Below are 18437 nucleotides of genomic sequence, written 5' to 3'. Positions count from 1 at the left end.
GAAGATTCTCATCTTCCCTCAGCGCTGCGACTGCGGCTCGCTATGGCAGCGCCACGTGGGCCCGCATCGCGGCTGCGACCTCGACGTAGGCCGGCCGCACGGCATAGACGCATCCCAGACGCAGCACCGCGGCACGCTCATAGACGGCCAAGGACCTGCCCGGCACCTTCAGCCGCGCCGCCGTCGCGTCGACCGCGCTGACCACCGTCCTGGCTGCGTGCCGCTCCCAGATGCCCTGGAGCATCCGCAGTCGAGCATGGGCTCGCAGGTTGCCCAGGTCCAGGGCCGGATCTGCCAGACAGGCGGTGTCCACATCGAGCAGTCCCGGTCCGTTCTGCGGGCTCCAGAGCAGCTGCTTGTCGTGCAGGTCGCGGTGGGCCGGGCGCAGCTGCCCCTGAGGCAGCTGCGCGAGGTCTTCGCTGATGCGTTCGACGCTGCGCCACATCTGGTCTGCGGGATGGACAAAGGGTTCGACGAGCCGGGCCCAGTGCGCCAGCACCACGATCTCCTGATCCGCCGAGTGCTCCGGGATGCCGGGGAGGTCGGAACCCCCGTTGCTGGAAGCCTCGGCGGCGGAGGAGGAGACCGACCGGGACCAGGCGCTGAGCACTTCGGCCCAGGCTCGTTCCCACCGCTGCGGACCCAGCCTTCTCGGCTCGTGCAGGCTGGATCCCTCCAGCGCGCCGAAGGTCACCGTGGACCGGGTGTGCGCCAGCACCGCGGGGGTGCGGAAGTACTCGGTGAACGCGTCCGCCCGCTCGATCCCGTCCAGGATGGTTCGGGTGCGGCCGCGCCGAACCACCTTGATGAACTGGTCCTCGCGCCGCACCACCGCCCGTTTTCCGGGTCGGTGAGAGACGACGACGCCGCCGCGGGCCAACTCCTCGAGGTCGGCCAGCCGAGCATCGGCGCCCAGCGGCTGCAGGCTTGCGCTGGCACCGTCCCAGATACCGGCGCGGCGCTGGCCTGCGTCCTCGCATTCCAAGGAGAGCCTTGCCTGCTCTGGGCGCGGCCAGGCCCGGGTCACACGCATCGGCCGGCCCTGGTCGGTGAGAACGGTGGGGGGCAGCGCGAAGTTCGTCATCGGGAGTCTGGTCATCGTTTCAGCGCCTCCTCGCCCAGGCTCAGCGTGGTCTGCATCCGGTCAGCCCATTCGGGCTCACGGTGCCGGAACGGATCTGTGACGGAGCTCAGCTGGGCGTAGGCCTCCCAGACAGCGATCCGCCGCAGGTCAGGAGCCTCGTCCGCGCAGTAGCCCTCCAGGAAAGAGCTGATCAGCGGTTCCAGCCGCAGCCGGCGGCAGGAGGCGGCCCAGCTGCCCACATCGCGCATCGGATCACCGACGCCGGAGCGGTCGAAGTCGATCAGTCTGATCTTGTGACTCTCAGGCGTGGCCATCACCACTTGATCGGGGGAGAGATCCCCGTGCAGCTCCGAGTCCGGGCCCGGGGGCAGCGCGTCGACTGCGGCGCGAACCCGGTCCGCCAGGCCCCAGGCGGCATCCGCAAGCCACGGCGCGATGGCGGCGACGGCGCTCGCAGAACCGCTCGGCTGGATCGGAAGACGGTCTCGCCGCGATCCGGCGGTGTGCCGGTGCAGCCGGCCCAGAGCCGCCCCCGCCGTGGTCGCGGCCGGAGCATACGCGCTGCTGCTCAGGTCGGCCCAACCCCAGAGCGGCGCACTCGTGGCGGTGCCGCGCCCGCCCACCGGGGTGCTGCGCACCAGCGGCAGGCCCAGCTCTCGCCAGCGCTGAGCCGTCGACAACGCAGGGGCGGTGCCCCTGGCGGCGACCCGCAGGATCTTCTCGCCGTGCCCGGGACCGGTGGGCGGCACCGCGGCCACGACCCGTCGACGAGGGTTGTATCGCAGGATCTTCCAGGGCGCCTCGGCAGCCGTCGCACCGTTCAACGCCTGGCGCGCCTCGGTGAGGTCCTTGCCCAGCACGGGGTCTGCCCACAGGCTCCCGCTGAAGAGATGCGGCGGGTGCTCCGAGTGCACGCAGAACCGCGCCAGCCCATCAGCATCGGCTGCCCGTTGTCGGGCCTTGTTGAGCTTGTCCTCGTGGACGGTGAGCATCGCCCACCCGGGTTCGGCGTCGTCGGTGGTGAAGGCGGCGACCACCGAATGTCCGGTCTTGATCCTGACCCGGGTGATGGTGGCCGGCTGGTCCAGCAGCTCCGAGAGCGCGTGGGGGTCCAGCAGCGTGCGGGCCCCCGGGATGCGCGACGCCTGAGCGGCAGCCTCATCGGCGGCGGTCCATTCTGTGTGAGGCTGGCTCATCGACTCACCTGCTCTGTCCTGTCCGTCGGCACCGTCTGCTCTGCTGACTCAGTCCCACCCGCAGCCGCGGTCGGATCCGGTGGATTGAGCTGTTCCGCTGTCCCGGCCCCGGAGTCTGCGGCGCTGCGCTGGGTGGCCGCCCACTGCGCCAGCCGCGAGTGTGCATCGGCGAGCAGCTCCGTGGGGGTGCCGTCCTCGTGGATGCGTCCGGCCTCGAGCCAGAGCACCCGGTCCAGATCCTGGATCATGCTGAGGTCATGGGTGATCGCCACCGTGGTGCGTCCGCGGGTCAGTTCGCGGATCGAGTTCTCCACCACTCCCCGTGAGGCGGGATCCAGGCCGGTGGTGGGTTCGTCCAGCAGGATGATCGGCGCGTCGCGGACCAGCGCCCGGGCGATCGCCACGCGTTGACGCTGCCCGCCGGAGAGCGTGTCCCCGCGGTTTCCGAGCTCGGTCTCATACCCCTCGGGCAGCGCCATGATGAAGTCATGGGCACCGGCCCGCCGGGCCGCCTCCTCGACGTCGACGTCGGTGGCGTCCTGCCGGCCGTAGCGGATGTTCTCTCGCACTGACGTGCTGAAGAGCACCGATTCTTGGAGCAGGATCGCGATGTTGCGCCGCAGGTCGGCTCGGGTGACGTTGCGCGCGGAGTACCCGTCCACCAGCACCGAGCCGGCCTCCGGATCGGCGAGGCGGAGGAGGAACCCGGCCAGGGTGGACTTCCCCGCGCCGGAGGGCCCCAGCAGCCCCACGCGCTGACCCGCCGGGATGCTCAGGTTGAGCGTCTCGAACAACGGCGTGCCGCGATGGTCGTTCGCGCTGATGTTCCAGAAGGTCAGCTCTCCAGAGGCGCGTCCCAGCGGCAGCGGATCCTCGGGGTCCTGGATCTCGATCTCTTCGTCGAGGAGATCCGCGATGCGCTCACCGGAGGCTGTGGCGCGGGCGATCCTGCCGGTGTACTTCGCCATATCGCGCAGCGGCTTCATCGCGATCTTGAGGTAGAGCAGGAACAGCACCATGTCCCCGGGGGTCATGAACCCCTGGAGCACCTGCCAACCGCCGAAGCCCAGCACCACAGCGGTCGCGATGCCGACCAGCAGATCGGTGGAGCGCTCCAGCCGGGCGGCGAGCTTCCGTGCCCGGATACCGGCCTTGAGCGCCTTGGCGTTGCCGGCGGCGAAGCCGGAGGCCACCGTCTTCTCCAGGCCGTAGGACTGCACCACGCGGATGGCGCCCAGCGCCTCGGCGGCATCACCGACCAGCTGGCCCTCACCCTTGCGGGTGGAGCGGGAGGCCGAGGTGATCTTCGGGCTCAGCACCCTGCTCGCCAGCAGGTATCCGACGCCGGTGAGGATCACGATCAGCGCGAGCAGCGGGTTCAGGATCAGCACCACGATCAGCAGGGTCACCAGGGTGAGCAGATTTCCCACCATGGGAAGCCCCGCGGTCACGGCGACCTCCTGGAGCCGGCCCATGTCCCCGACGAGTCGCTGGGAGGTGTCACCGATGGAGGCCTTGGAGTGATACCGCAGCGAGAGCGACTGGATGTGGTCGAAGACCCTGCTGCGCAGTCTCGCGGCGACCTTCACCCCGGTCTTGGCGAAGGCGATGGTCGAGGCGTAGTTGCAGATCGCCCGGCCGCCGACGATCAGCGCCAGCGCGAACGCCCAGAAGATGATCATCCCCTCCACGTTGTGGCTGGAGTCGATGGTCTCCTCGACCCGGGCCCCCAGCGCCTCGGAGACTGCGTCCACGGCGAACTTCACCGGCCACGGTTCGAGCACGCGGAACGCGACGTCGCCCATCAGTGCCAGCAGTCCAAGGGCGATCAGGAGCTTGTGCTCTCCCAGGTGCGGCAGCACCATGCGCAAGGTGCGCATGACCCCGCGGCGGTGCAGCGTGCGGGAGGACCTGGCGTCGGATCGTCGACTCATCGCTTGGTCACCTCCAGGGCAGGGAGCTCCGCGAGCAGGTCCTGTGCGCGCTGCACCCAGCTGTGCTCGTCCTCCACGAGGCTGCGCCCGGCGGTCCCCATCCGGGCACGCCGCGCGGGGTCTTCGACCAACCGGATCAGCGCCTGCGCGAGTCCGTCCGGGTCACCGGGCGGAACCGTCTCCCCGCACGCTCCCGCCGAGCCGCCCTCGAGCAGCCGCGTCAGCTCACCGAGCGCGGAGGCGATCACCGGCACCCCGGCGGCCAGGTACTCGTAGACCTTCAACGGGGAGAAGTAGTGCTCGTCCCGCGTGCTGGTGGCGGGGTATGGAGCGGTCGCGATGTCCAGGCCGGACAGCAGCCGCGGCACCCGTGCCGGGGCCACCGATCCGCTGAACTCCACGCGCTCGCCGATGCCCAGCTCGGCGCAGAGGGACTCCAGGCGCTCTCGTTCGGGTCCGCCGCCGATGATCTGCAGCCGCAGATCCGGCTGGGGCGCATCCGCGCCGAGAGCCTGGGAACGTCTGCGCTCCAGGACCTGGGCGAACGCGCGCAGCAGCAGGTCGGTGCCGTGCCAGGGTTTCAGGGTGCCGAGGAACCCGATGGTCACGGTGTCCTGCTGAGTCGTCCCTGCATCTGTGCGTCGCAGGTCAGGGCGCCGTGCGGAGAACCGTGCCGGATCCACTCCATTCGGGGTCACCCGCACCGGCGGAGCCCCTTCGTGGGGCTCCGCGGAGAGCATCCCCCGCGCCCAGTCCGCCACCGGCGCGGAGACGCAGGAGAGCAGGTCAGCCTGGGCAAAGGTCTCCCGGGTGGACCGTTCTGCGGATGCCACATCGTGGAGGCTGCGGTGCCGCTGCTGCTCGGTGAGCAATGGAGCATTGACCTCGACCACCAGCCGGGCCGTGCTGCGCCCTCGGGCCTCGACGCCGGCGGTTGAGAACAGGGAGTACCGCTCGTAGAGCAGATCGAAGTCGCCCTCGACAGCGAGGTCGGCCATTCTGGCGGCGGTGCGGCCGACGGCGACCTCCCGGGCGGCAGCACCCTCGCTCCCGGAGATCGGGACCACGAAGACCGGCAGGTCCGCGAGATCCGCGGGGACCGAAACGGTGGTGGGGTCATCGTGCTTATCGCCGCGCTTGGTGCAGAAGACGGTGACCTCGTGACCCAGTGTCCTGAACGCGCGGATCATCTCCTGGGCGTGCACGCTCGCGCCCTTGGAGCCGAAGAGACCGATGCCGGGGTCAGCGAGCAGGTAGCCGATCCTCATACCGGCTCCTGCACTGCGGCGAGCCGGTTCTGCGCCGCAGGGGACGCGGGATCGCTGACCAGGGCCTGCAGCCGGCGTGACTGAGCGGCGGAGTCGAAGTTCTGCTCGATCAGGGTGCGCCCGGCCTCGAGCATGCGCAGATGCCCCGGGTCGGTCGTGATCGCCTCGGCCACCGCGGCGGTGAGGGCCGTGACATCCCCGGCGGGGACCAGCCACCCGGTCTCACCGGGGCGGACCACCTCGCCCACGGCTGTCACCTCGGCGGCCACGCAGCGGATGCCGCGCGCCATGGCTTCGAGCAGCACGGTGGGCAGGCCGTCGGCGTTCCCATCGGCCCCGATGACGAACGGGGCCACGAAGACGTCATGAGAGCCCAGCAGCTCAGCCACCTCCTGCTGGGTGCAGGGCCCCAGCAGGCGCACCGAGGATCTCAGCCCGGCGTCGTCGATCTGTTGCTGCAGATGATTCGCCAGGGGCCCGTCCCCCGCGATGTCGGCCTGCACGTCCAGGCCCTCGTCGCGCAGCCTGGCCACCGCCTCGATGAGCAGATGAAACCCCTTCTTCTCGACCAGCCGGCCGATGCCCAGCAGTCGGGCAGGACGCGGTGGGCTCTCGAGGCTGGGGTCTGGGGCAGGCTGAGTTCCGAGATTCGGTGTGAAGGGGAAGCGAGAGAGCTCCAGGCCGTTGCGCACCAGATGCAGCCGCTGGGCCGCCGCAGGGAATCGGGTGCGCAAGTCGTCGAGGTTGTAGCCGGAGATCGTGATCGCGTGATGAGCCTCCGCCAGCTTCGCCTGGAGCTCATGCTGGTCCACGTCCTCATGGAAGATGTCCTTGGCATGGGCGGTGAACGAATACGGCAGACCACTGATCCGGCCGGCCAGCCGCGCCACCGTCGTGGCGATCGAGGCGAAGTGCGCGTGGAGGTGAGTGACTCCCGCCTGGTGGGCGGCATGGGCCAGACCGACGGCCTGCTGTGCGTCGTCGTGTCCGGCGGCCAGCAGCTCCGGAAGGCTGCGCTGCAGCCCGGGGGCCAAGGCGGGGGACGCAGCGGCCAGGGCCAGCTGGGCCCACAGCTTCGAGGAGGTGGAGCTGCGCGGCACTTGGATCACCGGAGCCTTGACCCGGGCCAGCTCCGGATGGAAGCGGGCGTCGGTGCTCGGCCGCAGCGAGAAGATCACGATCTGCTCACCGGCGGCTTCCCTGGCCAGGATCTCCGAGACGATGAAGGTCTCCGAGAAGCGCGGATACATCTTCAGCACATACCCGACCACGTGATCGCGCGGGACCGCGGGCGTGCCGTTGCACGGGTCATGGGTCGGTGCGGGGGTTGTCTCGACGGTGTGCTCAACGGACATGAGAATCGGACCTCGCTTCGGCAGTTTGGGGAGTCAGGGGTGTGGCGGCGCAGGGCGCCGGGGACGGCGCGTGGGCACGAGCAGCGGCTGCAGCGCTCGCGGGAGAAGTCACGGGTGCGGGCTGCTGGGTGTGACCGGCAGCCGCGCGTCGCACCGCCGCGGGTCCGAGCGCCAGCTCCGCGACCGCCAGCGCTCCGATCCGGGTCAGCCCGTCAAGGTCCACCGCGCCGCGGTCGCTGCGCCGGGTCACCGCGTCGCCGAGCCACCGGCTCAGCGCGGCTGCGCTGAGCTCCCCGGCGGCCAGGGTGTCGACGGCGCCCACGGCGGCCAGCGCCCGAGCTCGGCGAGGCTGCTCCGCCCGATGGGTGGCCCGAGGCACCAGCAGCGCTGGGGTGGTGGTGGCCATGATCTCGGCCGTGGAGTTGTACCCCGCCATGGAGACGACGGCGGCGGCCTCGCGCACCAGCGCAGGGACATGCGGTGCCAGCCGGGTGACCTGGATGTTGGCGGAGTCTGGGGAGGCAGCGACGGCGCGCTCCACGCTGGTGTGGTCACCCAGGGGCATCTGTGGTCCGGTGAGGATGATGTGTCGATGCCCGGCCGGGACCCGAGCCTGCGCGGCCGCCAGGGCAAGCCGACCGCCGTCGGAGCCTCCGCCGACCATGGAGAGCACATAGGGCTCACGAGCACGGACGCTGGAGTCGGAGAGCTCGTCGGTGGGGCGCCCGTGGCTGAGGTAGCCGGTGAACCGGGTCCGGGTTGCCAGCGGCTGAGGGATCTCACCGCTGGTGATCGGGTTGTAGATCAGGGGATCCCCGTAGACCCAGACCGCGTGATAGAACTTCGCGGCGGCAGATGCTCCGCCGATCCGGGCCCATTCGGTGCGAGCGGCAGCGGGGGAATCCAGCACTTCGCGCATGCCGAGCACGCAGCGGGTGCCCTGGGCACGCAGCCAGGCCAGCGAGTCCAGCAGCTCCCCGTCGACCCCGAACGGGTGCCGATCTGCGATGAACAGATCCGGGGACAAGGCCTTGATGGCGGCGGCAGCGGTGGAGCGGCGCAGCGAGGAGAGCCGCTCATTGCTCACATCGAGGTTCCTGGAGGCGTAGCCCTCAGCGGTGCGGGTGAACCCGGGGAGGACCAGCCAGTCCCAGCCCTGGGGCAGCGAGTCTGCGGTCGCGTCCGGATGCCCTGCGATCAGCAGTCCGCGCACCGGCTGATCGGTCAGCCGCGGGAGGTCTGCGGCGAGGGCGTGGGCGAGGGCCCGGTTGCGGCGGGCGTGGCCCAGTCCGACTGAGTCGTGTGAATAGAGGACTGCGGTGATGCTCATGGAAGACCACTCTGGTCACCGCAGGTGAAGCAACGATGAGACCAGGATGAGAGTCTCTTCCGAGTTCTCTCATCCTGATCTCATCTGGTTCTCATGAAAGGGTCAGTTGACCGGGCCGGTCCACTTCTCGCCGGGACCCTTCCCGGGTGCATCCGGGACGGTGGACTCTTCGCGGAAGGCGAGCTGGAGCGAGCGCAGCCCGTCGCGCAGCGGCGCGGCGTGGGTCGAGCCGACCTCGGGGGCGGCGGCGGTGATCAGACCTGCAAGGGCGGTGATCAGCTTGCGGGCCTCATCGAGGTCCTTGAGCTCCTCCGCCTTGGGGTCATCGGCGAGGCCGGTCTTGACCGCGGCGGCACTCATCAGGTGCACGGCGACGGTGTTGATCAGCTCCACCGCGGGCACCTCGGAGATGTCGCGGGACCGCTGGTTGACCGCCTGGGCGAGATCGGGATTCTCGGCGTGGTTATTCTGCTCACTCTGCATGCTGGTAAGCTTGTCACAGTCTCATCGGCCGCGCTAAACGCACTCAACACGGCGATCACCTCCCAGTTGAGCTCATTGGGCGCACTGGCCGGTGACTCCCCATTCACCGAATTCCTCACAACAGGAGCTAGACAGATCAGCGAACCACGCATCAACGAACGCATCCGCGTACCAGAAGTCCGCCTTGTCGGCCCCCAGGGGGAGCAGGTGGGCGTCGTGCGCATTGAAGACGCCCTGCGTCTCGCCACTGAGTCCGATCTGGATCTGGTAGAGGTTGCGCCCCAGGCCAAACCTCCCGTCTGCAAGCTGATGGATTTCGGCAAGTACAAATACGAGGCAGCGGTCAAGGCTCGTGAATCACGGAAGAACCAGAGCACCACGGTGCTCAAGGAGGTCCGTTTCCGGCTGAAGATCGATGACCACGACTACAACACCAAGGTCGGTCACGCCCGTCGCTTCCTCGATGCCGGCGACAAGGTCAAGGCCATGATCCAGTTCCGCGGTCGTGAGCAGCAGCGCCCCGAGATGGGTGTTCGCCTCCTGCAGCGCTTCTCCCAGGACGTCGCCGACCTCGGCGCCGTGGAATCCTCCCCGCGCCAGGACGGCCGCCACATGGTGATGGTCGTCGGTCCGCTCAAGACCAAGGCCGAGGCCAAGGCGATGGCGAAGAACCAGGCCAAGAAGGAGGAGCCGACCGAGGCTGACGCCGAGGCCGAGGCTCCCAAGGTGAAGAACGAGCGCCGCTCGCGGAAGAACGCGGAGCGCCTGCCCACGGAGAAGAAGGACGCGACCCCGCTCTCGAACTCCATGGCCGATTATCTGCCGGATGAGCTGAAGAACCTCTAGAGGCCTTCTCTCCTCACGGTGAACCCGCGCACCATTCTCATGACGTAGACTGGTGCGCTGGTTTGTGTGACAGCGCTGCAAGGTGCTGTCGCCACCACCCAAAAGGGGTCTGATGCGTGGATCTCCGTCGCTGCGAGAGCAGCCTCGGCCGCGCGTCGATGACCCACCTCTGCGCCGCCGCGTCAGCAGATGAGCTTCGGCTCGTCGCTGGAGAGCACAGGCGTTGCAGGTCCGAACGACATAAGGAGAACGGCACCATGCCGAAGATGAAGACCCACAGCGGGGCCAAGAAGCGGTTCAAGCTGACCGGTTCTGGCAAGCTCAAGCGCCAGCAGGCCAACCGTCGCCACTACCTGGAGCACAAGTCTTCACGCCTGAAGCGCCGCCTGGCCGGGGACCAACTGGTCACCAAGGCTGACGAGAAGCGCATCAAGCGGATGCTGGGCATCTGAGCCTCAGCACTTTCATCACCGAAGACTTTAAGACTCAAGGAGATATCACGTGGCACGTGTAAAGAGGGCCGTCAATGGCCATAAGAAGCGCCGCAAGGTCCTAGACAGGGCCTCCGGCTACCGCGGACAGCGCTCACGCCTCTACCGCAAGGCAAAAGAGCAGCTGCTGCACTCGTACGTCTACAACTACCAGCACCGCAAGAAGCGCAAGGGTGACTTCCGCCGCCTGTGGATCCAGCGCATCAATGCCGCTGCCCGCTCGCACGGGATGACCTACAACCGCTTCATCCAGGGCCTGAAGGCCGCTGGAGTCGAGGTTGATCGTCGCATGCTTGCTGAGCTGGCCGTCTACGACGCCAACTCATTCGGCGTTCTGGTCGAGACCGCCCGCAAGGCGCTCCCGCAGGACGTCAACGCCGCTCGAGTCTGACTCGACGCAGTGTGACAGAAGGCGCCGTCTCCTCACCGGGGGCGGCGCCTTCTTTGTGCCAGCACCGCTGGCGAAGCACCATTCACGCAGCACCTGCTCCACCGTGCTGAACCTATGAGCACCCCGAGATGCATGAGCAGTCCATTCAGCAGGAGAAGAGAGAATCATGTCCCAGCACATCGACCCCGAGCTCGTCGACAACCCGAAGTCTGACCGCGTCCGCCGCGTGGCGGCTCTTGCCGGGCGGTCCGCGCGCCACAAGCAGGGACTCTTCCTGGCCGAGGGGCCCCAGCCGGTCCGCGAGGCGCTGACGATCTGGCTGCGCCAGTGGGAGCAGGAACAGGGCCCGCAGCCCTTCCCCGAACTGGACGCTCTCTTCTTCGATCCCGCAGCCCTGGAGCGCCACCCCGATGTGCTCGCGCTGCTGGACCGGATGCGCGGGGTGCTCTTCAACCCCGAGACTCAGCTGCCCTCGAACGCCCGGGTCTTTCTGCGCGAAGCCACTCCGGAGGCGCTGCGCGCAATGGGCGACGCCGAGACCTCCCAGGGCATGCTTGCGGTCTGCCGCATCCCCGCTGTCTCCACCCGGCGAGAAGCTCTGGACGCCCAGCTCGAGCAGATCGCCCAGGGTGCCGGGCAGGTCGCGGCCATGCTTCGGCTGCAGGACCCGGGCAACGCCGGCACGATCATCCGCACCGCGGATGCCGCCGGCGCCGGCGCCGTCGTGCTCTCGGCGGGGACCGTGGATCCGTGGAGCCCCAAGGTCGTCCGCTCCGCCGCGGGCTCACACTTCCACGTGCCGATCTTCACCGGGGTCGAACCGGCCGACCTGACCGAGGCGGCCCGCGCCAAGGGCTTCCAGGTGCTCGCCGCCGATGGCCGGGGTGAGACCCAGCTCGCCGAGCTGGCCAACCCCGCAGCCCCCACCCTGTGGCTGTTCGGCCACGAGGCCCACGGACTGACCCACGCTGAGCGCGAGCTCGCCGATCACCGCGTGGCGATCCCGCTCTTCGGAGCTGCCGAATCATTGAACGTGGCCACCGCGGCCACGGTCTGCATGTACTCCACCGCGATGGCTCAGCACGCGCTCTCGGCCGAGGCCACTTCCGACGCCGGAGAGAGCGCGCCCACGGCATGAGCAGGGAGGCCGAGAACACCGGCTTCGACTGCATCCACTGCGGGCAGCCGATTCCCAGACAGCTCGGCGGCAGCTACCGGAACCACTGCCCGCGCTGCCTGTACTCCCGGCATGTGGACATCACCCCGGGCGATCGCGCCGCCGACTGTGGGGCGGCGATGGAACCCATCGGGGTGGACCACACCGGCAAGAAGGGCTTCCTGCTGCTCCACCGCTGCACCCGGTGCGGACAGGTGGATCGGAACCGGCTCGCACCGGATGATGACATGGACCGGGTCATCGAGCTCCAGCGCCCGCAATGACTCAGTGCTGCATCATCCCTCTTGGTCGGCGCCGTCCGGTTCAGCCGCGCTGGTTGGTGAAGGCGATCCCTGAGGCGCCCCGGCGGTGCGAGCCCACCAGGTGGGTGTCCACCATCCCGATGGCCTCCATCAGGGCGAAAGCGGTGGTGGGACCGACGAACCGGAACCCTTCCGCCTTGAGCCGCCTGGCCAGGGCTTCTGACTCCGCTGACCGGGTGGGCACCTGCTCCATCGTCTGCGGCACGGGGGTCTGCTCGGGCTTGTAGGACCAGATCAGCGCGGACAGGCCACCGCGGTCACGCAGTGCCAGGGTGGCCCGGGCATTGCCGATGGTCGCGGTGATCTTCCCGCGGTGACGGATGATCCCGGCGTCGTCGAGCAGCCGCAGGATGTCCTCCTCGGCGTAGTCCGCGACCACCTCGGGATCGAACCCGGCGAAGGCGGCACGGAAGTTCTCCCGCTTGACCAGGATGGTGGACCAGGAGAGGCCGGCCTGAAACCCCTCCAGGCTCAGCCGTTCGAAGAGGCCGTGCTCGGCACGGATCGGCATCCCCCATTCGGTGTCGTAGTAGCGCAGCATCATCTCGCTGCCGAGCGCCCAGGGTGTGCGGGGCAGACCGTCGGGGCCGATCGCGGGTCCGGAGGTCATCGCAGAGGTCGTCGCAGGAGTCGTCTCGGGGGTCGCGTCAGAAGTCACTCCACCAGGGTATCGCCGTCCACCACGCCGGTAGTTGTACAATGCAACCATATGCTGGCGGTCGCTGGTAGAACAGCACCATGACACAGCACAGCTCGAGCATCTTCTCCGACCTGGACCACTTCGTCACCCATCCTCGCCTCGGCGGTCTCACGCTCAGCCCCGACGGTTCCCGGCTGGTCACCACCGTCTCCACGGTCAACACCGCAGGTGATGGCTACACCGGTGCGCTCTGGGAGATCGACCCCAGCGGCGCCCGTCCCGCCCGCCGGCTCACCCGCAGCCCCAAGGGCGAGGGTGCTCCGGGGTTCTCTGCCACAGGTGATCTCTACTTCACCTCGGACCGCCCGGGGGAGAAGCCCGAGGAGAAGAGCTCCGCCCTGTACAGGCTCCCCGCGGATGGAGGTGAATCGGTGCTGGTCAGTCGACGCGCCGGTGGCGTGAGTCAGCCGCACTGCGCCCAGCAGGGGTCCACCATCCTGCTCACCGCGCCGCTGCTCCCCGGGGCCGACTCCGAGGAGGCGCACGAGCAGCTGCACAGGCAGCGCGAGGAGGCCTCGGTCAAGGCGATCCTGCACACCGGATACCCGATCCGCTTCTGGGACCACGATCTCGGCCCGGCCCGCCCGAGCCTGTTCGCCCTGGAGCCCGACGACGACGCCGCGGCCCTCCCCACGGATTCCGAGCAGGCGAGCCTTCGCCACCTCACCGAGGGTCTCGAAGCTCGCTTCGGCGGAGACGTGAAGGTCAGCCCGGATGGCACCGTCGCGCTGATCAGCGTCGTCGTGCCCGAAGTCCGGGCCGGTCAGCGCACCGCTCTGGCGGTGGTGGACACCGCCACCGGTGAGCGTCGGATCATCGCGGACGAACCCGGGTACACCTTCAGCGCCGGAGGGATCAGCCCCGATGGGCTTAGCGCCGCCGTCGTGCGCTCCGCCCAGCCGACGCCGCAGCGAGCCCCGCAGCCGCAGCTGCACCTTCTGGACCTGCACACCGGCGCGCTGACCCGGCTCGCCGAGGACGCTGACCTGTGGCTCACCCCCGCGGCCTGGCTGCCGGACGGCTCAGGACTGCTCGCGCTGGCCGACCAGGGCGGACGCGGTCCGGTCTTCCGCGTGGACGCCACCAGCGGTGCGGTGGAGCAGGTCACCACCGAGGACGCCACCTACTCCGCCGTCGTCGTGGCCCCTGACGGTCACACCGCCTACGGGGTGCGCTCCAGCTACGCCTTCCCTGAGGAGGTGGTCTCGATCGACCTGAGCACGGGGGAGGCCGCGCGGCTGCAGAATCCCCATGTGCGTCCGGAGCTGCCCGGCACGCTGACCGAGGTCACCACCACCGGGGCCGACGGTGCGCCGGTGCGGGCCTGGCTTGCGCTTCCCGCCTCCGCCTCGACGGAGCAGCCGGCACCGCTGCTGCTCTGGATCCACGGCGGGCCGCTGAACTCCTGGAACGCCTGGACCTGGCGGTGGAACCCCTGGCTGATGGTGGAGCAGGGCTACGCGGTGCTGCTGCCCGACCCGGCGCTGTCCACCGGTTATGGGCAGAACTTCATCCAGCGCGGCTGGAACTCCTGGGGAGGGCATCCCTTCACCGATCTGATGGCGATCACCGACGCCACCGAGGCGCGGAAGGACATCGACCCGACGCGCACCGCCGCGATGGGCGGCTCCTTCGGCGGGTACATGGCGAACTGGATCGCCGGGCAGACCGACCGATTCTCCGCGATCGTCACCCACGCCTCGCTGTGGGCGCTGGATCAGTTCGGCCCCACCACGGACATGGCCTCGTACTGGCGCAACGAGCTCGATGAGCGGATGGCCGCGGAGCACTCACCGCATCTGCATGTGGAGAAGATCGTGACCCCGATGCTGGTCATCCATGGCGACAAGGACTACCGGGTGCCGATCGGGGAGGGGCTGCGGCTCTGGTACGAGCTGCTCGCGAAATCGGGGCTGCCGGCGGATGAGGACGGACACAGCGCACACCGGTTCCTCTACTTCCCCGACGAGAACCACTGGGTGCTCAGCCCTGCGCACGCGAAGATCTGGTACCAGGTGGTCTCGGGCTTCCTCGCCGAGCATCTGCTGGGCGAAGCGGCCGCGCTGCCGGAGGAGCTGGGACTCACCGCGCCGGCTGCGGACCAGCAGCCCGTCCGCGGGCATCTGGGGTCTCCCGCGGGACGCGCAGCCGCATCCGTCGCTTCCTGAAGGCTGTCGGGGAATCTGTCGCACAGCGATGCGCCTTGGGAGGGAGGTGCTGGTGTCAGTGACGGATCTCGAAGCCTGCCTGCGGCAGCGAGGCGAGATCCGCCTCGGTCGCCTCACGCTGCTGCACCTCGGTCACCTCGGCGGACTCGGGTCCCTTCCCGGCCCAGCGCAGCAGCGCGTCCACCGCTGGACCGTCGCCGCCGACCAGGAGCTCCACCGCGCCGTCGGCGGTGTTTCTGACCCATCCGATCAGTCCCAGGTCATCGGCCTCGGCCTTCGTCGATGCGCGAAAGGTCACCCCCTGCACCCGACCGGTGATCTGCGCGTGGGTTCCGGTCGTGCATCCCGAGGGAGCGAGGGGCTGTTCGGAATCGGGAGGTGAGAGGGGTTCAGTCATGGGCCCAGTCAAACACCCTCAGGGTCCAGCCACCAGGTCCCGCCCGTCTGCGGGCGCGGTGGGAGGCGCCCGCAGGTGGCTCGAGACGGGATCGCCGCGGCGCGCAGACTCAGGCCGGCGCGGAGGCTCAGGCCGAGGCTTCGGCGGGCTCGTGCGAGAACACCAGCGCTCCGTCGATCCAGGTGTGCAGCACCCGGTTCCTGGTGTCCAGCGGATCTCCGGACCAGAGCGCGAGGTCCGCGTCCTTGCCCGGCTCCAAGGTCCCCACTCGATCTGACACCCCGAGCACCTCGGCCGGGTTGATCGTGATCGCCCGAAGCGCCTCGACCGGGTCCATGCCCTCGCGCACCGCGAGGGCCGCCTGATGGATCAGGAACTCGATGGGCACCACGGGATGATCGGTGATGATCGAGACCTTCACCCCGGCGCGGGCGAGGATCCCCGGGGCCCTGGGGCTGCGGTCGCGGACCTCCACCTTGGAGCGCGAGACGATCATCGGCCCGTAGAGCACCGGAATGCCGCGATCGGCGATGACGTCGGCGAGCTTATAGGACTCGGTGCCGTGATCCAGGACCAGCTCATAGCCGAACTCATCGGCCAGGCGCAGCGCGGTGGCGATGTCATCGGCGCGGTGGCAGTGCTGGCGCCAGGGGATCTTGCGGTCGAGCACCAGCGCCAGCGCCTCGGAGACGAGATCCCCGGGCCGGTCCGCCGAGTCCTTGGCCTGCCAGTTCCTGGCCTCGGTGAAGGCCTTGCGGATGGTCATCGCGACCCCGAGCCGGGTGTTCGGGGTCTGCTTGCGCTCCCCATAGATCCGCTTGGGGTTCTCACCCAGGGCTGACTTCAGGCCCGAGGGGGAGCGCAGCACCATCTCGTCCACGATCCGCCCCTGGGTCTTCAGCGCCACAGTGAGCCCGCCGATCGGATTGGCCGACCCCGGATTCACGTTCACGGTGGTGATGCCCGCGGCCCGGGCGTCGGCGAAGCCGATCTCCGCCGGGTTGATCGCATCCAGGGCGCGCACGGCCGCGGTCACCGGATCGGTGGTCTCGTTGACATCGGCGCCGGCCCAGCCCTCGCCCTCCTCATGGACCCCCAGGTGCACGTGGGCATCGATGAGTCCCGGCAGCACCCAGCCGCCGGCGGCATCGATGACCTCATGCTCGGCAGGATGGTCCACAGCGGGCCCCAGGGCCGCGATCCGGCCCTCGGTGACCACCAGGGAGCCGTCGAAGGGCTCACCGCTGATGGGCAGGATGTGCGCATTGCTGATGACATAGTTTCTCTGAGCAACCATGTGGGGACTCTAGCGCACTCGCCTTGCTGAGAACGCTTCTGCGTCCGGCTCGCAGCTTGGGAGATCTCGGCGGAACGCAGGAGAATGGTGCCACGATGCACCACCATGATCACGGCGCCCGCGCCGACGACCCTGCCTCCTCCGAGACTGCCGCACGCACGCGCTCACACCGCCGTCGGCTGGCGATCGCCTGCGCCATCACCGTGGGTGTCGTCCTGGCGCAGGCCATCGGGGCCTGGGTCACCGGTTCGCTGGCGCTGCTCACCGATGCCGTGCATTCACTCACCGACAGCATCGGCCTCGGTGTCGCCCTGGTCGCGGCGGGACTGATGCACCGGGCCGCCACATCCCAGCGCACCTGGGGCTTCCGACGCGTGGAGATCCTGGCGGGGCTGCTGCAGGCGACGCTGCTGCTGGGCGTGGGCATCTACGCCGCGGTGGAGGGGATCGGCAGGCTCAGCGCACCGCCCGCAATTCTGCACATCGAGCTGCTGATCTTCGGGGCAGTCGGTCTGACCGGCAACGTGATCTCGCTGCTGGTGCTCGCCTCGGGCCGGAAGGCCAACTTCAACATGCGTGCCGCGTTCCTCGAGGTCACCGCCGATGCGCTGGGATCGCTGGCGGTGATGGTGGCAGCCGTCGTGATCTGGACCACCGGCTGGCAGCAGGCCGACGCCGTGGCCGCGCTGGCCATCGCCGCACTGATCATTCCGCGTGCGCTGCTGCTGCTGCGCGAGACCGCGCGGGTGTTGCTGGAGTTCGCCCCTCGCGGGCTTGACCTGGAGCAGGTCAGGGCGCACATGCTGGCCCAGGACCATGTCCAGGAGGTCCACGACCTGCACGCCTCCACGGTCGCGACCGGGCTGCCGGTGATCTCCGCCCATGTGGTCCTCGATGACGCCTGCTTCCGCGATGGCTGCGTGCCGGAGACGCTGAGCCGGCTGAAGACCTGCGTGGCCGAACACTTCGACGTGGCGGTGGAACACTCCACCTTCCAGCTCGAGCCGCGCAGCATCGCCGCCGGTGAGACCCACACCCACGCCTGATCAGCCCCCTCGACCACCCCTGTGCACATGTCTGAGCGGGCGCCCGGTAGGCTGTGCGGTCATGAGCATTCCACCGCACAGATCCGCCTCCCCCTGGTTCCGCGGCGCTCCGCTGGCCGGGATCGCGCTGGCAGCGGCGCTGGCCCTGGCGGGCTGCGGCGATGCAGATGCTGAGCAGAGCGATCCCGCGCTCGCCGACGACGACGCGGACGCCGGGGACGCTCAGCTCGCCGAGGCCGGAGACGAGGACGGCGAGGCGGGCGGCGCCGGTCCGGACGGCTCCGAGGAGCCATTCGCCTCCGCAGAGATCGCTGACGTGGCGGGCAACGACATCGGCACGGTGAGCTTCTCCGAGGTCGAGAACGGCGTGCTCATCGAGGCCGAGGTCCACGACGTCGACGCAGGCTTCCGCGGCATCACCGTCCACGAACGCGGCGTGTGCGAGCCGGTGTCCAGCTCGGAGGACGGCGTGTTCGGAGACTTCGAGTCCTCCGGCGGTCACCTGGTAGGGACCATGGAGGAAGACATGGGCATCGTGGAGGGCGAAGAGGCTCCGCAGGAGGAAGCTCCGGAGACCGACCTGAATGACCTCACCGAGGAGGTCCCGCCCGCAGAGCCCGAAGCAGTGACCCACCCCGGCCATGCCGGAGATCTGCCGAACCTGCTGGTGAACCAGGACCGGACCGGCTGGCTGAGCCTGGTCAGCGATCGACTCGCGCCGGAGGACCTGCTCAGCGCAGAAGGCAGCTCCGTGATCATCCACGCCCAGGCGGACAACCATGGCAACGTCCCCGAGCGCAATTTCGGCCCCGACGCCGAGACCCTGACCAGTGGAGACTCCGGGAGCCGCGTGGCCTGCGGCGTCGTCGAGGAGCAGTAGGACACACTTGCCGTAGCACGGATCACACCGGAGCATGGTCCGCACTCCATGAGCACGACTCGATTGCTGAGAGATCAGCCCCATAGATATAG

18 protein-coding genes are annotated in these 18437 nt (G+C 69.1%); 8 read left to right on the top strand and 10 right to left on the bottom strand.

Going from position 1 to position 18437, the window contains the following annotated elements; genetic code table 11:
• Window positions 1-40: 40 nt before the first annotated feature.
• From LTI14_RS01855 to LTI14_RS01825, 7 genes are all read right to left on the bottom strand, one after another.
• Window positions 41-1099 carry a phosphotransferase family protein gene (locus tag LTI14_RS01855; RefSeq protein ID WP_241463971.1) on the bottom strand — a complete coding sequence of 353 codons (1059 nt, stop codon included), beginning with the start codon at window positions 1097-1099 and terminating at the stop codon, window positions 41-43.
• A complete protein-coding gene (locus LTI14_RS01850; protein ID WP_241463972.1) occupies window positions 1096-2280 on the bottom strand; it encodes a phosphotransferase family protein in 1185 nt (394 codons plus the stop codon). The genes LTI14_RS01855 and LTI14_RS01850 overlap by 4 nt, the downstream gene beginning before the upstream one ends.
• Entirely contained in the window at window positions 2277-4214 is a 1938-nt protein-coding gene (locus LTI14_RS01845) for an ABC transporter ATP-binding protein (protein ID WP_241475613.1), read from the bottom strand. The genes LTI14_RS01850 and LTI14_RS01845 overlap by 4 nt, the downstream gene beginning before the upstream one ends.
• The gene (locus LTI14_RS01840; protein WP_241475605.1) at window positions 4211-5482 is read right to left on the bottom strand and encodes a glycosyltransferase family 4 protein; all 1272 of its coding nucleotides are present in this window, start codon (window positions 5480-5482) and stop codon (window positions 4211-4213) included. Before LTI14_RS01840 ends, LTI14_RS01845 begins: the two co-directional genes overlap by 4 nt.
• On the bottom strand, window positions 5479-6837 hold the full coding sequence (locus LTI14_RS01835) for a glycosyltransferase family 4 protein (RefSeq protein WP_241463978.1): 1359 nt from the start codon (window positions 6835-6837) through the stop codon (window positions 5479-5481). Before LTI14_RS01835 ends, LTI14_RS01840 begins: the two co-directional genes overlap by 4 nt.
• Window positions 6827-8167: a glycosyltransferase family protein gene (locus tag LTI14_RS01830; RefSeq protein WP_241470114.1), complete on the bottom strand. Its 1341-nt coding sequence runs from the start codon at window positions 8165-8167 to the stop codon at window positions 6827-6829. The genes LTI14_RS01835 and LTI14_RS01830 overlap by 11 nt, the downstream gene beginning before the upstream one ends.
• A 102-nt stretch (window positions 8168-8269) precedes the next feature.
• Complete coding sequence (locus LTI14_RS01825) at window positions 8270-8650, bottom strand: DUF1844 domain-containing protein (RefSeq protein ID WP_241463981.1); 381 nt, start codon at window positions 8648-8650, stop codon at window positions 8270-8272.
• Between the two features lie 75 nt (window positions 8651-8725).
• On the opposite strand from LTI14_RS01825, the gene infC reads away from it, so the two are divergent.
• The 5 genes from infC (at window position 8726) to LTI14_RS01800 (ending at window position 11818) form a co-directional block, all read left to right on the top strand.
• On the top strand, window positions 8726-9496 hold the full coding sequence (gene infC / locus LTI14_RS01820; RefSeq protein ID WP_241464433.1) for a translation initiation factor IF-3: 771 nt from the start codon (window positions 8726-8728) through the stop codon (window positions 9494-9496).
• 257 nt (window positions 9497-9753) lie between these two features.
• Window positions 9754-9948 carry a 50S ribosomal protein L35 gene (rpmI, locus tag LTI14_RS01815; protein ID WP_241463983.1) on the top strand — a complete coding sequence of 65 codons (195 nt, stop codon included), beginning with the start codon at window positions 9754-9756 and terminating at the stop codon, window positions 9946-9948.
• Between the two features lie 49 nt (window positions 9949-9997).
• Complete coding sequence (gene rplT, locus LTI14_RS01810) at window positions 9998-10378, top strand: 50S ribosomal protein L20 (RefSeq protein WP_058888465.1); 381 nt, start codon at window positions 9998-10000, stop codon at window positions 10376-10378.
• A gap of 166 nt (window positions 10379-10544) precedes the next feature.
• Window positions 10545-11516: a TrmH family RNA methyltransferase gene (locus LTI14_RS01805; RefSeq protein ID WP_241475603.1), complete on the top strand. Its 972-nt coding sequence runs from the start codon at window positions 10545-10547 to the stop codon at window positions 11514-11516.
• A complete protein-coding gene (locus tag LTI14_RS01800) occupies window positions 11513-11818 on the top strand; it encodes an RNHCP domain-containing protein (protein ID WP_241475601.1) in 306 nt (101 codons plus the stop codon). The genes LTI14_RS01805 and LTI14_RS01800 overlap by 4 nt, the downstream gene beginning before the upstream one ends.
• 40 nt (window positions 11819-11858) lie before the next feature.
• Here LTI14_RS01800 and LTI14_RS01795 read toward each other — a convergent pair whose 3' ends face one another.
• A complete protein-coding gene (locus LTI14_RS01795) occupies window positions 11859-12467 on the bottom strand; it encodes a DNA-3-methyladenine glycosylase I (RefSeq protein ID WP_241464434.1) in 609 nt (202 codons plus the stop codon).
• A gap of 128 nt (window positions 12468-12595) precedes the next feature.
• Between LTI14_RS01795 and LTI14_RS01790 the strand changes: the two genes are divergently transcribed.
• Window positions 12596-14725: a S9 family peptidase gene (locus tag LTI14_RS01790; protein ID WP_241475599.1), complete on the top strand. Its 2130-nt coding sequence runs from the start codon at window positions 12596-12598 to the stop codon at window positions 14723-14725.
• 55 nt (window positions 14726-14780) lie between these two features.
• Here LTI14_RS01790 and LTI14_RS01785 read toward each other — a convergent pair whose 3' ends face one another.
• Window positions 14781-15122 carry an acylphosphatase gene (locus LTI14_RS01785; protein WP_241475597.1) on the bottom strand — a complete coding sequence of 114 codons (342 nt, stop codon included), beginning with the start codon at window positions 15120-15122 and terminating at the stop codon, window positions 14781-14783.
• Between the two features lie 127 nt (window positions 15123-15249).
• Window positions 15250-16419, bottom strand: coding sequence for an amidohydrolase (locus tag LTI14_RS01780; RefSeq protein ID WP_241475595.1), 1170 nt, complete (start codon window positions 16417-16419; stop codon window positions 15250-15252).
• Between the two features lie 95 nt (window positions 16420-16514).
• Here LTI14_RS01780 and LTI14_RS01775 point away from each other — a divergent pair, with 95 nt between their 5' ends.
• Together LTI14_RS01775 and LTI14_RS01770 are read left to right on the top strand one after the other, a co-directional pair.
• Entirely contained in the window at window positions 16515-17465 is a 951-nt protein-coding gene (locus tag LTI14_RS01775; protein WP_241475594.1) for a cation diffusion facilitator family transporter, read from the top strand.
• 61 nt (window positions 17466-17526) lie between these two features.
• A complete protein-coding gene (locus LTI14_RS01770; RefSeq protein WP_241475592.1) occupies window positions 17527-18345 on the top strand; it encodes a superoxide dismutase family protein in 819 nt (272 codons plus the stop codon).
• The last annotated feature ends 92 nt before the right edge of the window (window positions 18346-18437 follow it).

This window comes from Nesterenkonia sp. YGD6, assembly GCF_022565895.1.
Lineage (GTDB): Bacteria > Actinomycetota > Actinomycetes > Actinomycetales > Micrococcaceae > Nesterenkonia.
Note: the sequence above shows the minus strand (reverse complement) of the source record. Positions and strands in the feature narration are given on the sequence as shown.